This is a genomic window from Mycoplasmopsis canis PG 14, from assembly GCF_001553195.1.
Lineage (GTDB): Bacteria > Bacillota_I > Bacilli_A > Mycoplasmatales > Metamycoplasmataceae > Mycoplasmopsis > Mycoplasmopsis canis.
In genome coordinates this window covers 675,780-694,436 of sequence record NZ_CP014281.1, presented here as the reverse complement: position 1 = coordinate 694,436, position 18,657 = coordinate 675,780, and the positions used below count along the sequence as shown (strand labels likewise).

Below are 18,657 nucleotides of genomic sequence, written 5' to 3'. Positions count from 1 at the left end.
TTTTTCATTTTTTATTTATAGAGGTGTGCACTTTTTTTAAAAAAAGTGGCAAAAAACTTATGCAAAAAAATTTTTTTATTTTTTGCTTTTTTAAATTTATAAATTTACGCATTTTTTCTAAATTTCCCTACATCAAAAGAGCAATTTTTATTTTTAAAATTTTCATAAAAAATATTAAAATTATTATGCATCAATTCTTATATCATCATTGATGCTTCTGTGCAATGCTCGGAGTATGCTTAAGTATTCGGACATGATTTTATTAGCTTCAAGATTACTATCTTGGGCATTCACGGAAATACTATTAAATTTTGAGATATATAATTCAAGAGTTTTAAAAAACGAATTTGTTTTATTATAGATAAATGCTAGTTTCCCTACGGCTGGAATAGAGTAATCTAATCCTTTCTCTAAAGCTCACATTTCTGTTAAACTTAGATATTTTCCGTTAGGTTCCTTAGCAAAGTATTTTTTATCATTATATTTAAAATACAAATTATCATCCGAAGAATGCACTAATAAAACGTCAGAATTATAAGGGAAGATAATTCTTTTGTTATACATATCAAAGGCTGCGTAATTTTTACCTTGGTATCTAACAACACCATTTAAAACTTTTCTATTAATCTCTAAATCAACGGCTCAATTGCCGTTTTTCTTTCCCTCTTTTTGAAAAACATTTTGTTTAGAAATTATTTTTTTATTCCTGATATTGTAATAATTTTGAAATACTTCATTATTTTTCTTCAAATCATCAATATTTTTATATCCGTTTTTGTGAATAAGTAACGGATATTGGTCTAGTGATGTCCTAAAAGATCTTTCAACATGTGGTTTATGTTTTGGATTTGATGAACTTAGTACTTCTATTCCCTTTTTATTTAAAACTTTTTCAAAGACTGTTTGTGTGTTTTCGTTTCCTCAAAAACTTCTTCTTTTATCAGTATAGATTTTCTTTGGGAATCCATACTTTTTAAATACAATTTCTAGTAGTCTTTGATATCCTAATGTTGTTTCTTGTTCTTCAAATCATACCGCTAACAATGTTCCTGTTGCTACATCTATTGCATGATAAAGATATAATGGTTTATCATTTTTTAAGTATGGTTCAAGTTGTGCATCAATCTCAACAATTTCGCCGAATTTTAGATTTTTCTTTAGATTTAAAACTTGTCTTTGTTTTTCATTTTGTTTAATCTGTTGATAATAATTTTTTAATATCAATGTTATATCTTCTGAGGTTTTTTTCTTTGATAATCTTGCAATCTTTCTTCCTCTTTTGGTTGTATGTATATTAAATAAACCTAATTGATTAAATCTCTTAACTAAAGTTTTGTAAGAAATTTTTTCTCTTATAAAAGAACCATACTCAGAATTAAAGTATGTTTTAATTGAAAGTTGATTATTTGTTAGATCTCTATTCAAAATAAACTGACATGTTTCTAAATAATTTTTAAAGACTAATTCTATTTCTGCATCAGTTATTTTGTAATTTCTTTGATGATATTTATTTTTATGTGAGACAACAATTTCTTTTTTGCTTTTAATAACTTTTTTATATCTTTTTACAGTTGATAAACTAAGGTTTGTAATCAAGCTAAGATAAGATAAAGATTTTTCGATATTTTCAGCAATCAATTTTAAAGATTGTTGTTTTTTTATTTCAAATTTTGTTAAATTTTTATACTTAAATAAGTTGTGTGTTATTTTCATAAATAATTTATACCACTTTCCTGTTAAATAGGCTCATTTTATATGAGATTAATATGTGGCTCAAAATATATGTTATTACACACTTTTTTAAAAAAATAAATATTAATTAGAAAAGTCATATGCAAGTTGAACATGCATATGACTTTGTTTTTATGTATCCTGTAATAAAATAAATGTGCAAAAACAAGAAAGGATACATTAATATTATAATGAAAAATTTAGGAAAATGAATTTGTATTTTTGATCAATCAAAGAAAGAAAATAAATATACTCATTATGAAATTGCAGAAAATATTGATACTATTTGAAAGTTTCAAGGAAAATTAGAACTAACTAGAAATTTACAGAAAAAACAAATGGATATTGATTCAATTTATAATGCTTTATTTGAAATTAGCCAAGGTATATCAATTCAAAAAGCCTCTAGAAAAATAAAAAGAGATGTGAGAACAATAAAAAACAAAATTGATCTTATGACTAGTAAACATTCTAAAGATTTATTAAAATATCAAAGATTTCAATGTAACAATTGTTTTAAAAGAGTCACTAAGGTTAAAGTTATTCATTTTTCTAAAATATACGATCATTTATTGGATTATAGATACTCAAGATTGTTTTTCAGAAATACTAAGTTACAAGAAAAATGAGAACCATTTAAAGAGTATTGAAATGATATTAGACATAAATATAATAAATACAAAATCAAAAGAAATATTAAAGAAAAGATGCCAAAAACTTCTGTAAAGTTTTTGGTAAATTCTTTTAAGAAATCTCACATTGGCTTTAGCCCTTCTGTTAGTTCAGTGTATAAAAAGATGCAATCCTTACCATTTTATCTAGATTATGAACATATAATTAGAAAATCAGAAGGTAAATATATTAGGAAAACAACCAAGAAGACTAAATTAGTAACATTGAATAACGCTACCGAAATAACTAAGAGACCAAATTATATTAACGATAGATCAGAAATGGGCCATTACGAACTTGATACTGTAATGGGCAAAATTGATGATAAAAAGTGTTTAGTAACTTTGTTAGAAAGACAAACTAGAAAGTCATATGCTACAATAACCAAAAGAGGTTCAAAATATATTCATCAAGCTTTAAATAATATGATTAAAAAGTTTGGTTTAAATATTAAATCCTTAACTGTCGATAATGGTAAGGAAAATGTTTTATTACACAAAATCATTCCTAAAGACAGATTGTTCAAATGTCTTCCATATAGTTCATGGCAAAAAGGCTCCATTGAAAATATGCATAGATTAATAAGGTATTTTATTCCTAAAGGTAAAAGTCTTGACAATTATACTCAAGAAGAAATTGATTTTATGATGGAATGAATAAATAACTATAGAAAAATTATTAATCAACCTTAGATTATTTTAACCCCCCGCCCTTGATTTCAGACAAGGGAGCCTTACTTTTTGAAAAAGTAAGCAAAAGCGGCGAGAAAACTTTTAAAGTTTTCTATTTTCCTATACCTTTTTGTAAATTTAAAATTTGATAAAATTATTTTACAGTTTTTTTATTACATCCTTGCAAATGACTTTTAGAATATTCATTAAAAAAATAAAATTATTTCTTTGATATTTTTTTTATGTGTTATAATAATCTTGCGCTTTTAAATAAGCGAATGAAGTTCTTTGAAAACTAGATATACACAAAACATGACAGTCAATTTTTTCGAGAGTTTGATCCTGGCTCAGGATGAACGCTGGCTGTGTGCCTAATACATGCATGTCGAGCGGAGTTCTTCGGAACTTAGCGGCGAATGGGTGAGTAACACGTACTTAACATGCCTTTTAGATTGGGACAACGATGAGAAATTATCGCTAATACCGGATACTTATATGGTTCGCATGAACTATATATAAAAGAAGCCTTTAAAGCTTCACTAAAAGATTGGGGTGCGGAACATTAGCTAGTTGGTAAGATAATGGCTTACCAAGGCGATGATGTTTAGCGGGGTTGAGAGACTGATCCGCCACACTGGGACTGAGATACGGCCCAGACTCCTACGGGAGGCAGCAGTAGGGAATTTTCCACAATGGACGAAAGTCTGATGGAGCGACACAGCGTGCAGGATGAAGGCCTTCGGGTTGTAAACTGCTGTTATAAGGGAAGAAAAAGCAGTAGAGGAAATGCTATTGCCTTGACGGTACCTTGTCAGAAAGCAACGGCTAACTATGTGCCAGCAGCCGCGGTAATACATAGGTTGCAAGCGTTATCCGGAATTATTGGGCGTAAAGCGTCTGTAGGTTGTATGTTAAGTCTGGCGTGAAAACTTGGGGCTCAACCCCAAATTGCGTTGGATACTGGCATGCTAGAATTGTGTAGAGGTTAGCGGAATTCCTAGTGAAGCGGTGAAATGCGTAGATATTAGGAAGAACATCAACATGGCGAAGGCAGCTAACTGGGCACATATTGACACTGAGAGACGAAAGCGTGGGGAGCAAACAGGATTAGATACCCTGGTAGTCCACGCTGTAAACGATGATGATTAGCTGATAGTAGAACTATCGGCACAGCTAACGCATTAAATCATCCGCCTGAGTAGTATGCTCGCAAGAGTGAAACTTAAAGGAATTGACGGGGATCCGCACAAGCGGTGGAGCATGTGGTTTAATTTGAAGATACTCGTAGAACCTTACCCACTCTTGACATCTTCCGCAAAACTATAGAGATATAGTGGAGGCTAACGGAATGACAGATGGTGCATGGTTGTCGTCAGCTCGTGTCGTGAGATGTTCGGTTAAGTCCTGCAACGAGCGCAACCCTTGTCCTTAGTTAATTTTCTAGGGAGACTGCCCGAGTAATTGGGAGGAAGGTGGGGACGACGTCAAATCATCATGCCTCTTACGAGTGGGGCAACACACGTGCTACAATGGATGGTACAAAGAGAAGCAAAACGGCGACGTCAAGCAAATCTCAAAAAACCATTCTCAGTTCGGATTGTAGTCTGCAACTCGACTACATGAAGTCGGAATCGCTAGTAATCGTAGATCAGCTACGCTACGGTGAATACGTTCTCGGGTCTTGTACACACCGCCCGTCACACCATGGGAGCTGGTAATGCCCGAAGTCGGTTTTGTTAACTACGGAGACAACTGCCTAAGGCAGGGCCGGTGACTGGGGTGAAGTCGTAACAAGGTATCCCTACGAGAACGTGGGGATGGATTACCTCCTTTCTACGGAGTACATTAAGTTACAATTCATTTTAGTAACAATTACCTATTTTACATGGTTATCAATTATTATTTTAAATGTCATGTGTCGAGATAACCCGACAGTATATCTAGTTTTGAGAGAATTTCTCTCTTTGTTCTTTGAAAACTGAATAGTAAAGATAAATTAATATAACAACGACATCAATAAAAATAAATTAGTCAATTTGTTTTGTGATACCGAGTAATTATTTTTTAAATAATTTATTAAAATGTCTTTGAATACATCAACAACAATAGGAAAATATTGATCTTTTAAATAAGTAAGAGTTTGTGGTGGATGCCTTGGGTCTGGAAGTCGATGAAGGACGTGATTACCTGCGATAAGCCTCGTGGAGCTGGATATAAGCTACGATACGGGGATTTCCGAATGGGGAAACCTAGTTAGAGTAATTTCTAACTGCATCAAGATGAATAAATAGTCTTGATAGCGAGACACGTTGTGAACTGAAACATCTTAGTAGCAACAGGAAGAGAAAATAAATAATGATTCCATCAGTAGCGGCGAGCGAACGTGGAAGAGCCCAAACCATCTATATGATGGGGTTGTAGGACTATCTACACGAAGTTACAAATTTTTGTTATAGCAGAAAAAGTTGGGAAACTTTAGCATAGAGGGTGATACTCCCGTATGCGAAATGGCAAAAACTTCTGATAGTATCCTGAGTAGGGCGGGGCACGTGAAACCCTGTCTGAATCTGCCGGGACCATCCGGTAAGGCTAAATACTAACCAGACACCGATAGTGAACTAGTACCGTGAGGGAAAGGTGAAAAGAACCCCAGGAGGGGAGTGAAATAGAATCTGAAACCACTTACTTACAATTAGTCAGAGGCCGTTAATGGCTGATGGCGTACATCTTGCAGTATGGACCGGCGAGTTATGTTAACATGCGAGGTTAAGCAGAAAAAAGCGGAGCCGTAGAGAAATCGAGTCTTAATAGGGCGTTTAGTATGTTGATATATACCCGAAACCATGTGATCTATTCATGAGCAGGCTGAAGCTTGGATAACACCAAGTGGAGGGCCGAACCGTAGTACGCTGAAAAGTGCCCGGATGACTTGTGAATAGTGGAGAAATTCCAATCGAACTTGGAGATAGCTGGTTCTCCTCGAAATAGCTTTAGGGCTAGCGTGTGATGTTAAACTTTGGTGGTAGAGCACTGAATATGGAATGGCCGCGCCTAGCGGTACTGACTATAATCAAACTCCGAATACCATTGTGTATTGTCATGCAGTCGGAACCGGGGTGCTAACGTCCCGGCTCGCGAGGGCAACAACCCAGATCGTCGGCTAAGGTCCCAAAATTATGTTAAGTCAGAAAGGTTGTGAGATTTCATAAACAACTAGGAGGTTGGCTTAGAAGCAGCCACCCTTTAAAGAGTGCGTAATAGCTCACTAGTCAAGAGATCTTGCGCCAATAATGTAACGGGAGTAAAACATAATACCGAAGCCACGGGTACGAAAGTACGTTAGAGGAGCGTTCTTAGTGCGGCGAAGTCAGACCGTGAGGACTGGTGGAGCGCTAAGAAGTGAGAATGCCGGTATGAGTAACGATTCGTGGTGAGAATCCACGACGCCTATTGGGAAAGGTTTCCTGGGGAAGGTTCGTCCACCCAGGGTTAGTCAGGGCCTAAGGAGAGGCTGAAAAGCGTATCCGATGGACAACAGGTTAATATTCCTGTACCACCTTGGCATAGTGATGGAGTGACGGAGAAGGATAACACTACCTATTATTGGATTTAGGGGTAAATAACAACTGGTGAATATAGTTAAATGCGTATTCTATAACCGGGAGTTATGATGCATAGAACTTAGGTTTGAATTGTGTGATTTCATGCTTCCAAGAAAAGCTTCTAAACGTTTAAATGTCAGGGTGCCTGTACCGAGAACGGACACACGTTCCCAAGATGAGTATTCTAAGGCGAGCGAGAAAACCAATGTTAAGGAACTCTGCAAATTAACCCCGTAAGTTCGCGAAAAGGGGTGCCAACCCTAAAAAGTTGGCCACAGTAAATTGTGAGGGGCAACTGTTTATCAAAAACACAGCTCTCTGCTAAACCGCAAGGTGATGTATAGGGGGTGAAGCCTGCCCAGTGCCCGAAGGTTAAGTGGATGCGTTAGCTTTATGCGAAGCGTTGAAATGAAGCCCGGGTGAACGGCGGCCGTAACTATAACGGTCCTAAGGTAGCGAAATTCCTTGTCGGCTAAATACTGACCTGCACGAAAGGCGCAATGATCTCTCAACTGTCTCAACATTGGACTCGGTGAAATTATGGTCCCAGTGAAAACGCTGGGTACCCGCATCAAGACGAAAAGACCCCATGGAGCTTTACTACAACTTCGTATTGGAACTTGGCCTAACATGTGTAGGATAGGTGGGAGACTGTGATGCTGAGGCGCTAGCCTTAGAGGAGTCGACCTTGAAATACCACCCTTGGTATGTTGAGTTTCTAACCTGCCGCCGTTATCCGGCGGGGAGACAGTGCGTGGTGGGTAGTTTGACTGGGGCGGTCGCCTCCTAAAAGGTAACGGAGGCGTTCAAAGGTACACTCAATACGGTCAGAAACCGTATGTAGAGCGCAAAGGTAGAAGTGTGCTTGACTGCGAGACCTACAAGTCGAGCAGGTGCGAAAGCAGGACTTAGTGATCCGGCTGTACGTCATGGAACGGCAGTCGCTCAACGGATAAAAGTTACCCTGGGGATAACAGGCTTATCTTGCCCAAGAGATCACATCGACGGCAAGGTTTGGCACCTCGATGTCGGCTCATCGCATCCTGGAGCTGGAGTCGGTTCCAAGGGTTTGGCTGTTCGCCAATTAAAGCGGTACGCGAGCTGGGTTCAGAACGTCGTGAGACAGTTCGGTCCCTATCTGATGTGGGCGTTGGAATATTGATGAGAGCTGCTCTTAGTACGAGAGGACCGGAGTGGACGTACCGCTGGTGTTCCAGTTGTTCCGCCAGGAGCATAGCTGGGTAGCTAAGTACGGAAGGGATAACCGCTGAAAGCATCTAAGTGGGAAGCCTCCTCAGAGATAAGTATTCCCTTGAAATTCCTTGTAGACTACGAGGTTGATAGGATGGAAGTGTAAGTGTAGTAATACATTCAGCTGACCATTACTAATAAATTGATAGGTTTAAAAGAAATGTATTCAAGACATTTTAATAGATTATTATTTACTATTCAGTTTTCAGAGAACAAGCTCCATTAGGAGCGTTTTTTTATTTTTTTAGTTTCTTTGATAAAAAAATGTTATCTATGTTATATGAATACAAAAGAAAAAATAGACACTTTATTTTATCTATTTATGTATTTTTTTAATAAATATTTGTTAAAAGAAATTAAAATAGTAAGATTTAAAAAAATAAAATATCAAAATGGCGAAGCTAATTTAGATTTCGAATTAAAAGAAATAATAATTGATGAACTCAAGAATTCATTTATCGATTTTAAAAATTGGTTATTAAAAGAAAAAAATGTATTTTACAAAAAACTTTTCACTGATAATCCAATAATATTGAAATTTTTAGAATTTAAAATTAATAACAATAAAATGAAAGAAAAAAATGATATTACAATTGAAATAAATTACAATAATCAAATTTTTGTTAAAGAAATTGAAATTAAAACAAGAAAAGATAGTTTCACCATGTTTGGATCCAGTATTTCTAAAATAAAAAACGATTTATGGTTAATATTTATATTGAGAAAAAATAATTTTATAGATATTTGCATTGGTTTATATATTGATGCTTTAACAAATACAACTACATTTCCAGATAGACAAATCAGACCAATTATTTCTTTTAAAAACTTAAAAGAAAAAAGTAAAATTAATTATGAAGAATTAGTAAAAGGTAATAACTTTATGATTTCTAAGAATAATACAAGTTGTTTTTCATGTGATTCATATTTTAAAAATATTTTAATTAATGAATGAAGTGACATTCTAATAAATAAAAAGAAAAATGAAAAATGATTTTATACATACATTAGATTTTTCTTACTAAATTTTTTATTAAAATATGAAAATTGAAATAAAGATCAAAAGTTAATTTTTAAGAATTATCTAAGAAGAACCATAGGAGAAATAAAAGATGAAAATAAAAACTAAAAGAGTATTATCACTTTTTAGTGGTGCTGGTGGTATGGATTTAGGTTTTCATGGTGGTTTTAAGGTTTTAAAAAAATCAGTAAACAAAGAATTACACCCAGACTGAATAGAAAAAGAAGAAGATAACTGAATAGAATTGAAGTCAACAATTTTTAACACTGTTTTTGCTAATGATATTAACCCTTCAGCTATGCATGCATGAATGAATTATATGAATCCGAAAGATAATATTTATAAATTAGAAAGTATTGTTAATTTAGTAAAGAAACATAATAAAGGGGTAAAAATTTTTCCAGAAAATATCGATGTTATAACAGGAGGATTTCCTTGCCAAGACTTTTCTGTTGCTGGCAAAAGAGAAGGGTTTAATTCAAAAAGAAGTCACAATAATACAAAGGATTTTGACCAAAAAACAGAAAATAGAGGACAATTATACTTATGAATGAAAGAAGTTGTAGGAATTGTTAAACCATTAGTGTTTATAGCAGAAAATGTAAAAGGGTTAGTAAATCTAAAAGATGCTAAGAAAATTATTGAAAAAGATTTTTCAAACTCAGCGAATGAAGAATACATTGTTATACCTGCTAAAGTATTGCAAGCAGCTAATTATGGAGTTCCGCAATCTAGAGAAAGAGTATTCTTTTATGGTTTTAAAAAAAGCGCTTTAAATTACAAAACTATTGAAGCTTTGAATAATCTAGAAAATAATGATGACTATAATCCTTATCCAAAACCAACACATAATTTTGATATAAGAAACATAGAACTATCTCCATTTGTAACAACTGATGATGCATTCATTGAATTATTAGAACCTGACAAAACAAAAGATTTATCACAACAAATGTATTCGAAAGCGAAAATTTCAAAAGGTCAAGGAAATAAAGAAGTTAAAAGTAAGTTTGTATCACCTACAATACGTTCTGAGCATCATGGAAATATAGAGTTTAGAAGATTAAAAATAGAAAATGGTGGAGAAAAAATAGAAGAGATAAAGAAAGGTATGAAAGAAAGAAGATTAACAGTTAGAGAGTGTGCAAGATTACAAACATTTCCTGATGATTTTCAATTTATTCTCGCTAAAAGCGGTGAATATGTACCAGTTAGTGCAAGCTCAGCATATAAAATAATTGGCAATGCAGTCCCTTGTTTATTAGCGTACAATATAGCAAAAACCTTAGAAGAAAAATGGGATTTGTATTTTAAAAAAGATGATTTTAAAGATAAAAATTAGCAAGTATCATTTTTAAATAATTAAGTATTTTTATATATTAAAAATAATAATATTGCTTTTTCATAAACTATTAGAAAAAACAATATTTTTTTATATAATTAAATATGTATTAATTAAGGAGACATTTTGCAAAATTTAATATTTACATTATCTAAATTTGGTTATAAATTTAGTAATAATTGAAAAGAATTTTGAAGCAAAAGAGAAATCTTAAAAAAAGGTATTTATACATCAATCTTATTAATAATTTTTGTTCTAGGAACAACTATTACCGCACCTTTTATCAAAGTGGCGAACATCAATCAAATTAATGATAATTCATTTTTAAATACACTAAATTTAATTGGTGGTGGAGGATTACGTCAATTTTCATTATTTGCTTTAGGTATAAGTCCTTTTATTAACGCTTCATTAATAATGATGATTTTACAATCTAAATTGGTACCACCAATTTATAAAATGAGTCAATCAGGACCACAAGGAAGAAAAAAAATAAATGTTATTACAAGATTTGTAACATTAATAATAGCTTACCCGCAAGCAGTTTTTCTTACAAGATCTTTATCAAGTGGAAATCAAAGATCAAGCTTCATACAAATAGTAGGTACTGATGCTTTTTCAGAAAGTACAATTGTTTATTTCTTGGTTCCAATGATATTAACTGCCGCTTCATTATTTGCTTTATTTATTTCTGAGCAAATAACAAATAAAGGAATTGGAAACGGAACAAGTTTAATCATTTTTACAGGTATAGCTTCAAGACTTCCGTTTCAATTTCAATCAGCGTATATTTATTATATTGGTGACTTAAAGGGAAACAGTTTAACATCAAGTATTTTAAGCTTTATTGCTTATATATTTGCATATTTATTAATTCTATTAATTATAGCAATTGTTTATGTTGCGGAAAGACACATCCCAATTCAACAAGTTGGTGCTGGTAGATCAAAAACAAAGAAAGAAATAGGAAAGTTACCAATAAAACTAAATCCTGGTGGAATTATGCCAATTATTTTTGCGATGATGGTGCTTTCATTCCCTTCAATGATCGCAAATATATTACCAGACACAAATGCTGCTAAACAATGAATTAATATTAATTTACAATTTACCGCTCCATTAGGTTTTAGTCTTTTAGTAGGTATTGTTTTTGTATTTTCTCTTCTTATGGGTATTCAACAATCAAAAGTAGATAAGGTAGCTGAGGACTTTACTAAAAACTCTACATATATACCTGGTGTACGTCCTGGTGAGGATACTCAAGATTACTTAATAGCAGTTGTATTTAGATTGAGTGTATTTTCAGCTTTTTACTTAGTTATATTGGCAAGTATGCAATTCGTACAAATCATGACTGGTATATTACCTCAAAGTATAGCTTTCGGAGGAACTAGTTTAATGATTCTTGTATCAACTGCTTTAGAAACTGTTAGTCAATTACAAGCGAGAAGAAAATCACATAAACTTTCATTAGCCAAGAAAGAAACTTATAAAAATGTGGAACTAGCTGATTTAGGTGATGATCAAATCAAAAAAGACGAGGGATTATTATGATAAAAACTAATTTAATTTTTATGGGTGAACCTGGAGCTGGAAAAGGAACAGTTGCTGGTATTATTGCTCAAGAAACAAATTTAATACACTTATCAACAGGTAATATTTTTAGAAACGAAATTAAAAATAAAACTGCTGAGTTAGGTAAGAAAGTTGAGTTCTATGTTCATTCAGGTGGATATGTTCCTGATGAAGTAACAAACGAGATAGTGCTTAATGCTATTACAAAATTAAAAAATGAAGGAAAATACTTCATACTTGATGGATTTCCAAGAACAATTGCTCAAGCTGAGTTTTTAAAAAACCAAAAAGATTTTGATTTTAAAACTATCCAATTAACAGTACCACACGAGGTTATTATTGAAAGATTAAGCGGTAGAAGAATGTGTTCTCAATGCGGTACTGGTTATCATGTTAAATTCCAGCCTTCTAAAATAGAAGGTGTTTGCGATATTGATGGATCAGCATTAATAACTAGAGAAGATGATAACCCAGAGAAAATTAAAAATAGGTTAAAAATTTATCAAGAACAAACGCAACCACTGCTAAAATATTATGAAGAAAAAGATGAATTAATATCAATAGTAGCCTTAGAAGATCCAAACACAGTTGCCAAAAAAGTTCTTGAAAAAATATAAAAAAATGATAAAATTTAGATACTTTTAGTAAAAGTATCTTTTTTATTGCGATTTGTGGAGGTATTTATGGCTATAAAAATTAAAACAAATATAGAGATTGAGAAGATAACTAAAAGTTGCGAAATCTTGGCAGAGGTTAAAAAAGTAGTTTGAGACTTTATAAGACCAGGGGTTTCTTTAAAAGATATTGATCAATTAGCTTTTAAAGAAATTGTAAAGCGGGGGGCAAAGCCAGCCTTTTTAGGTTTATATGGTTTCCCTGCGACAGCTTGTATATCTGTTAATGAAGAATTGATCCATGGTATTCCATCTAACTATATTGTTAAGGATGGGGATTTAGTTAGTGTTGATCTAGGCTGCATATGAGAAGGTTATAATAGCGATAGTGCATTTACTAAAGCTGTTGGTAACGTTTCTGAAATGGATAAGAAGTTGATAGCTGTTGCTGAAGGTTCGTTTTGAGCTGGAGTAAAAGCTATTAAAAAAGGTGCCAGAGTAGGTGATATAGCAGCTGCAATAGGTCAATACATCAAAAAGAACAATTTATATACACCTGATGAATTTTCTGGTCATGGAATTGGATTAGAACTACATGAAGATCCATATATACCAAATGACGGAAGAAAAGGTACTGGACCATTATTGAAAGATGGAATGGTTATTTGTATTGAACCAATGATAACTCAAAGCAGTGGAATAAAAATACTTAAAGATGGCTGAACTGTTATTAGCGCTGACAAAAAAAATACAGCTCATTATGAACATACTGTTTTGATAAAAGATGGAAAAGGTATTGTTCTTACGAAAGGAATTTAATTTGGCAAAAGATGCAATAAAATTTAAAGCAACTGTAAAAGAAGCTCACACAACAGATTTATATACTGTTGAGCTAGAAGATAACGGTGCACTTATTAAAGCTCATATTTCAGGTAAAATGAGAGTTAATCATATTAGAATTTTACCTGGTGATGTTGTAGATGTAGAAATTAGTCCTTATGATTTGACTCAAGGAAGAATTGTTTACAGACATAAATAATTAAGGAGTAAAACATGAAAGTTAGAGCAAGTGTTAAAAGAATGTGTAAAGACTGTAAAATGATTAAACGTAAAGGTGTGAATCGTGTAATTTGTGTTCAACCAAAACACAAACAAAGACAAGGGTAATTGAAAGGAAATATAGAGAATGGCTAGAATTTTAAACGTCGAAATTCCAAATAATAAACGTGTTGTTATTTCATTAACATACATTTATGGTATTGGAAAATCATTAGCAAAAGAAATTTGTAAAAAAGCAAACATTAACGAAGATACTCGTGTTCAAAACTTAACTGAAGAAGAGTTATCAAGAATTCGTGAAGAAGCAAAAGTTTATTTAACAGAAGGTGATTTACGTAGAGAAACAACATTAAACATTAAACGTTTAATGGAAATTAAATGCTACCGTGGAATAAGACACCGTAAAGGATTACCAGTACGTGGACAATCAACTCAAAAGAATGCTCGTACACGTAAAGGTCCAAGAAAAACTGTTGCTGGAAAGAAAGGTAAATAATAATGGCTCGTAAAACTAAGAAAAAAAATATAGTTAGCGGTGTTGTGCACATTCACTCAACAAACCAAAATACTATTGTTACATTTGCTGACGAAAAAGGTGATGTTATTGCTTGATCATCTGCTGGAGCTATTGGTTACAAAGGAACTAAGAAAAAAACTCCATATGCAGCTGGTTTAGCTGCAGCAGCAGCTGCAGAAGCTGCTAAAGAGCATGGTATTAAAACAGTTAAAGTTGAATTAAAAGGTTTAGGAGCAGGTAAAGATGCTGCTAAAAAACAAATTGAAGTTTCAGGAATTACTGTTACAGAAATTAAAGATGTTACACCAATCCCACACAACGGTACAAGACCACCAAAACGTGTTTTAAAACGTGAACGTGCAAGAAAATAATTCATAACATTTTAAATAAAGGAGATGATAATGGAAAAAATGAAACCTTTATCTTATAGAGAAAAATTAGAATTTAAAGAAGTAATGAAAAACGAAGTTACTTTCTCATTATCTGGACTTGAAAGAGGATTCGGTAACACACTTGGTGTTGCATTAAGAAGAGTTATCCTATCAAACATAACTACTTTAGCACCATTTTGTGTAAGAATCGAAGGTGCTGAACATGAGTTTACAACTGTTAAGGATGTTGTAGAAGATGTTCCATCAATTATTATGAACCTAAGAAAAGTTCGTTTTACATATAATCCAGATTTCGTTTCAGAAAATGAAATTATAAAAGTCAAATTATCTTCTAATGAAGCTGGTATCGTTACTTCTTCATTGATGGAAGTAAGTAACCCTGGAATTCAAGTTATTGATCCTTCAATTCATATTGCTGAAACTTCAAAACCAAATGCTTTAAAATTAGAAATGTATTTAAGAGCTGGACGTGGATTTATGTCTTTTGAAGAAAATAAAACATATATAGATGATTCAAATGTAAAAAGTAAATTGCAAACACTTACAGACATAGTTAGCGGAAAATCAGAATTTATCGCAGTAGACTCTGATTTCTCACCAGTTAAAAAAGTAGCATATAATTTTAAAGAATTAAACTCATCTTCACCAAAAATCGAAGAAGAGCTAGAATTTACAGTAGTAACTGACGGAACAATAACAGCTAAAGAGGCTATTAAAGAAGGGTCAAAAATTTTAATTGGAATGTTCCAAGTTATTGGTGATGTTGATAATATGGAAGAAATTAAGATTTTTGAAGAACCACAAGAAGAAGAACCTCAACAAGAAGAAGATGATTTAGATATTACACAACTTGGATTATCAGTTCGTTCACTTAATGCTTTAAGAAAAAGCAATAAGAGAAAAATTAGTCAAATTGCAAATATGACTTTAGAAGAACTTGAAAGTACAAAAAACTTAGGAAGAAAATCAATAGATGAAATTATTGAAAAACTTCGTGAACATGGTTATGAATTAAAACAAGGAGGAGAATAATATGGCAAATCCTACACAAATTTACTCACGTGATACAAAATGAAGAACAGGTGTAATGCGTTCATTAGTTAGTGAATTATACGCTAACGGACATATAACAACAACTTTAATTAGAGCAAAAGAAGTTAGAAGACATGCAGAAAAAATGATTCAAAAAGCAAAAAACCCTACTTTAGCAAACAGACGTATTGTTGCTGCATATTTACGTAAAATTAATGTACAAGGAACAGATAAAGATGTTTTAAAACACTTATTTGATTCAATCGCACCTAAATACAAAGATAGAAACGGTGGATACACAAGAATTATTAAATTACCTAAACGTCAAGGTGATAACTCACGTATGGCGATCATTGAACTTGTTTAATATTTTATAAAGCTTTAATAATAATTTTATTCACACCAACTCAATATATGAGTTGGTTTTTTTTATTTTATAAAATAAAAAGTAGTAAAATTATTATATGGAACATAAACAAATTTATTTAAAATCAGTTATTTTTTATATGAATGTATGATTGAAGAAGAAATATTTCTATTATATTGCTTTTAGTTTTCTATTTATATTTTTAAGCTTTTTAGTGTTAATGAATTTACCACAGTTAATATTTGAAAATGATAATTACTTATTATTTCAAAATTTAATAATAAAAATTTTCGCAGGGGTAATTACACTTTTTTCCTTAATCTCTTATTTATATTTAATTTTGGGACTTAAGAGTTATAAAAGAGAAGGTTATAATGCATATAATAATGAATTTAAAAAAACATTATGAACAATTCAATATTTTAAATTAAACAAATTAATTGATAATATTCCGCAAGAAAATATTGATGAAAAATTAAAAGACACTGTTTACAAAATCAATTGAAGACTTTATATTTGATTTTCATGTTTACATTTGGTGAATATAGTTATTTGTAACACATTGTTTTATTGATTAGCTTTTAATCTTTTTGTTATTTTCCCTTATTGAATCATTATAATTATTTACATCTTGTTATCAATTCCATTTTTTATATTTTCTTTTGTTGCATTTCGAAAATATAAATTATTATTAAAAACATTATCTGATAATAATTTACCAAACCAAAAAACAAGTTCTTAGATAAAATACATCTAAAAACTTGTTTTTTTATATAAAAAAATATATTTTTCATAGTTTTTTGTTTTTTAATAAAGTATTATAATTTTATCAAATGATCTATAAATTGAATTCAGAATATAAACCTTCTGGACATCAACCCGAGGCAATTTCATTTTTAAGCAATGGAATTCAAAATAACCAAGAACATCAAGTTCTTTTAGGGGTTACAGGGTCTGGAAAAACATTTACGATAGCAAATGTTATACAAAATTTTGATAAACCTGTTTTAATATTATCACATAATAAGACTTTAGCCAGTCAGTTATACAGTGAATTAAAAGGTTTTTTCCCCGAAAATGCTGTAGAGTATTATATTTCATATTTCGATTATTATAGACCAGAAGCATATATTTCAAGTACAGATACGTATATTGAAAAAGATTCTAAAACAAATCAACAAATAGAAATTCTTAGAATGAGTACTATAAACTCTTTATTAACTAGAAAAGATACAATAGTGGTAGCATCTGTTAGTGCCATTTATGGTGCATTAAACCCAGAAATTTATTCACAAAGTTTTTTCAGATTTTATAAAACGCAACAAATCTCAACAAAAGATTTTATACGTAAATTAGTAAATATAAAATATGATAGAAACGATATTGCACCGCTTCCTGGTCAATTTACTGTTAAGGGTGATGTTATATTAATTAGACCTGCTGATTCTGAAGAAACTGCTATTCAAGTAAGTTTTTTTGGAGATGAAATAGAAGAAATATCTTTAGTTGATGCTTTAACAAAAGACACCTTAAAAACTTTTAATATATTTGTTTTATCACCCGGTGATGCTTACGCAACAGATAATTCAGTTTATGATAATATTATCCCTAAAATTGAACAAGAATTAGAAAATCAATTACAAAAATTCGCTTCAGAAAATAAGTTAATTGAACACCAAAGACTTGCGCAAAGAGTTCGTAATGATATAAATGATATGCGTGAATTTAGAATGTGCAAAGGTATCGAAAATTATTCAATGTACTTAGATGGTAGGGATTTTGGTGAAAGACCTTATACATTATTGGACTATTTCCCAAAAGACTCTTTAATATTTATTGATGAATCTCACTTAACTGTTCCGCAAATTAATGCTATGATAAGCGGAGACCAGTCAAGAAAAAGAAGTTTAGTAGAATATGGGTTTAGATTACCATCAGCCCTTGAAAATAGACCATTATCATTAGAGGAATTCGAAAATGAATTTTCGTTTAAAAAAATTTATGTTTCCGCAACTCCAAATCAATATGAGTTGGATAAATCTAAAAATAATGTATTTAGAATGTATGTTAGACCTACAGGATTAATGGATCCTAAAATCATTATTAAACCTACAAAAAATCAAATTGATGATATCTATCAAACAATAATTGAACAGCGATTTAAGAATGAAAGAACAATTATATTAACAACAACTAAAGAGTCATCGGAAAAATTGTCGGAATATATGCAAAAAAGAAATGTTAAAGCAGCTTACATTCACTCTGAACACACAATTTTCCAAAGAAATGAAATTATCAGAAAACTAAGATTAGGTTTTTATGAAGTCATTATAGGTATAAATCTTTTAAGAGAAGGTGTTGATATTCCAGAGGTCTCCAAGGTGATTATTCTAGATGCTGATAAAGGTGGTTTCATGAGAAGTGAAACTAATTTAATTCAGATTGTTGGTAGAGCGTCTAGAAATGCTGGTGGACAAGCTATCTTGTATGCTGATGAAATATCAGAGGCAATGAAAAAGTGCATAGAGGATAATGAACAGAAAAGAAAGATTCAAGAAGAGTACAATAAAATTCACAACATTATTCCTCAAACAATTATTAAAAAAATCCCTGAAATTATTGAAGGGAAAGAAATTAATAATGCACTTGACTTGCTTTTAAGCAAGAAGAAAGGACCAAAAGAACTAAGTAAGAAGGAAGTAATTGAAGATTTAACTAAACAAATGCTCAAAGCAGCAAAAGAGCGTGATTATGTTCGCGCCCAAGAAATCAAAGATTTAATTTTCGAATTAGAAAGTGAAGGAAAATAAT

General features: G+C 31.7%; 15 protein-coding genes and 2 rRNA genes. 16 read left to right on the top strand and 1 reads right to left on the bottom strand.

From position 1 onward, the window contains the following. Nucleotides 1–183: 183 nt before the first annotated feature. Nucleotides 184–1,713 carry a DDE-type integrase/transposase/recombinase gene (locus tag AXW82_RS03640; protein ID WP_060913339.1) on the bottom strand — a complete coding sequence of 510 codons (1,530 nt, stop codon included), beginning with the start codon at nucleotides 1,711–1,713 and terminating at the stop codon, nucleotides 184–186. A gap of 209 nt (nucleotides 1,714–1,922) precedes the next feature. On the opposite strand from AXW82_RS03640, the gene AXW82_RS02605 reads away from it, so the two are divergent. The 16 genes from AXW82_RS02605 (at nucleotide 1,923) to uvrB (ending at nucleotide 18,656) form a co-directional block, all read left to right on the top strand. Beyond that, nucleotides 1,923–3,095 carry an IS30 family transposase gene (locus AXW82_RS02605; protein ID WP_052746216.1) on the top strand — a complete coding sequence of 391 codons (1,173 nt, stop codon included), beginning with the start codon at nucleotides 1,923–1,925 and terminating at the stop codon, nucleotides 3,093–3,095. A gap of 303 nt (nucleotides 3,096–3,398) precedes the next feature. Beyond that, nucleotides 3,399–4,907, top strand: a 16S ribosomal RNA gene (locus AXW82_RS02600). Nucleotides 4,908–5,196: 289 nt separating this feature from the next. Beyond that, a 23S ribosomal RNA gene (locus tag AXW82_RS02595) occupies nucleotides 5,197–8,086 on the top strand. Together the 16S and 23S rRNA genes form the textbook arrangement of a ribosomal RNA operon. Nucleotides 8,087–8,270: 184 nt before the next feature. Beyond that, nucleotides 8,271–9,056, top strand: a complete 786-nt coding sequence (locus AXW82_RS02590) for a hypothetical protein (protein ID WP_129721206.1) — start codon at nucleotides 8,271–8,273, stop codon at nucleotides 9,054–9,056. Further along, on the top strand, nucleotides 9,040–10,290 hold the full coding sequence (locus tag AXW82_RS02585) for a DNA cytosine methyltransferase (protein ID WP_004794384.1): 1,251 nt from the start codon (nucleotides 9,040–9,042) through the stop codon (nucleotides 10,288–10,290). The genes AXW82_RS02590 and AXW82_RS02585 overlap by 17 nt, the downstream gene beginning before the upstream one ends. Before the next feature lie 126 nt (nucleotides 10,291–10,416). After that, a complete protein-coding gene (gene secY, locus AXW82_RS02580) occupies nucleotides 10,417–11,847 on the top strand; it encodes a preprotein translocase subunit SecY (RefSeq protein WP_004794381.1) in 1,431 nt (476 codons plus the stop codon). Beyond that, entirely contained in the window at nucleotides 11,841–12,482 is a 642-nt protein-coding gene (locus AXW82_RS02575) for an adenylate kinase family protein (RefSeq protein WP_004794380.1), read from the top strand. Before secY ends, AXW82_RS02575 begins: the two co-directional genes overlap by 7 nt. 66 nt (nucleotides 12,483–12,548) lie before the next feature. After that, on the top strand, nucleotides 12,549–13,298 hold the full coding sequence (gene map / locus AXW82_RS02570; protein ID WP_004794378.1) for a type I methionyl aminopeptidase: 750 nt from the start codon (nucleotides 12,549–12,551) through the stop codon (nucleotides 13,296–13,298). Nucleotide 13,299: 1 nt separating this feature from the next. Beyond that, complete coding sequence (infA, locus tag AXW82_RS02565) at nucleotides 13,300–13,518, top strand: translation initiation factor IF-1 (RefSeq protein ID WP_004794375.1); 219 nt, start codon at nucleotides 13,300–13,302, stop codon at nucleotides 13,516–13,518. Nucleotides 13,519–13,532: 14 nt separating this feature from the next. Next, nucleotides 13,533–13,646 carry a 50S ribosomal protein L36 gene (rpmJ, locus tag AXW82_RS02560; protein ID WP_004794374.1) on the top strand — a complete coding sequence of 38 codons (114 nt, stop codon included), beginning with the start codon at nucleotides 13,533–13,535 and terminating at the stop codon, nucleotides 13,644–13,646. Between the two features lie 19 nt (nucleotides 13,647–13,665). Continuing rightward, the gene (gene rpsM / locus AXW82_RS02555) at nucleotides 13,666–14,034 is read left to right on the top strand and encodes a 30S ribosomal protein S13 (RefSeq protein WP_004794372.1); all 369 of its coding nucleotides are present in this window, start codon (nucleotides 13,666–13,668) and stop codon (nucleotides 14,032–14,034) included. Between the two features lie 2 nt (nucleotides 14,035–14,036). After that, complete coding sequence (gene rpsK, locus AXW82_RS02550) at nucleotides 14,037–14,426, top strand: 30S ribosomal protein S11 (protein WP_004794370.1); 390 nt, start codon at nucleotides 14,037–14,039, stop codon at nucleotides 14,424–14,426. Nucleotides 14,427–14,456: 30 nt separating this feature from the next. Next, complete coding sequence (locus AXW82_RS02545) at nucleotides 14,457–15,479, top strand: DNA-directed RNA polymerase subunit alpha (protein WP_004794369.1); 1,023 nt, start codon at nucleotides 14,457–14,459, stop codon at nucleotides 15,477–15,479. 1 nt (nucleotide 15,480) lies between these two features. After that, a complete protein-coding gene (gene rplQ, locus AXW82_RS02540; RefSeq protein WP_004794367.1) occupies nucleotides 15,481–15,846 on the top strand; it encodes a 50S ribosomal protein L17 in 366 nt (121 codons plus the stop codon). A gap of 97 nt (nucleotides 15,847–15,943) precedes the next feature. Next, nucleotides 15,944–16,588, top strand: a complete 645-nt coding sequence (locus AXW82_RS02535; RefSeq protein WP_004794363.1) for a hypothetical protein — start codon at nucleotides 15,944–15,946, stop codon at nucleotides 16,586–16,588. Between the two features lie 103 nt (nucleotides 16,589–16,691). After that, entirely contained in the window at nucleotides 16,692–18,656 is a 1,965-nt protein-coding gene (uvrB, locus tag AXW82_RS02530) for an excinuclease ABC subunit UvrB (protein WP_004794361.1), read from the top strand. The last annotated feature ends 1 nt before the right edge of the window (nucleotide 18,657 follow it).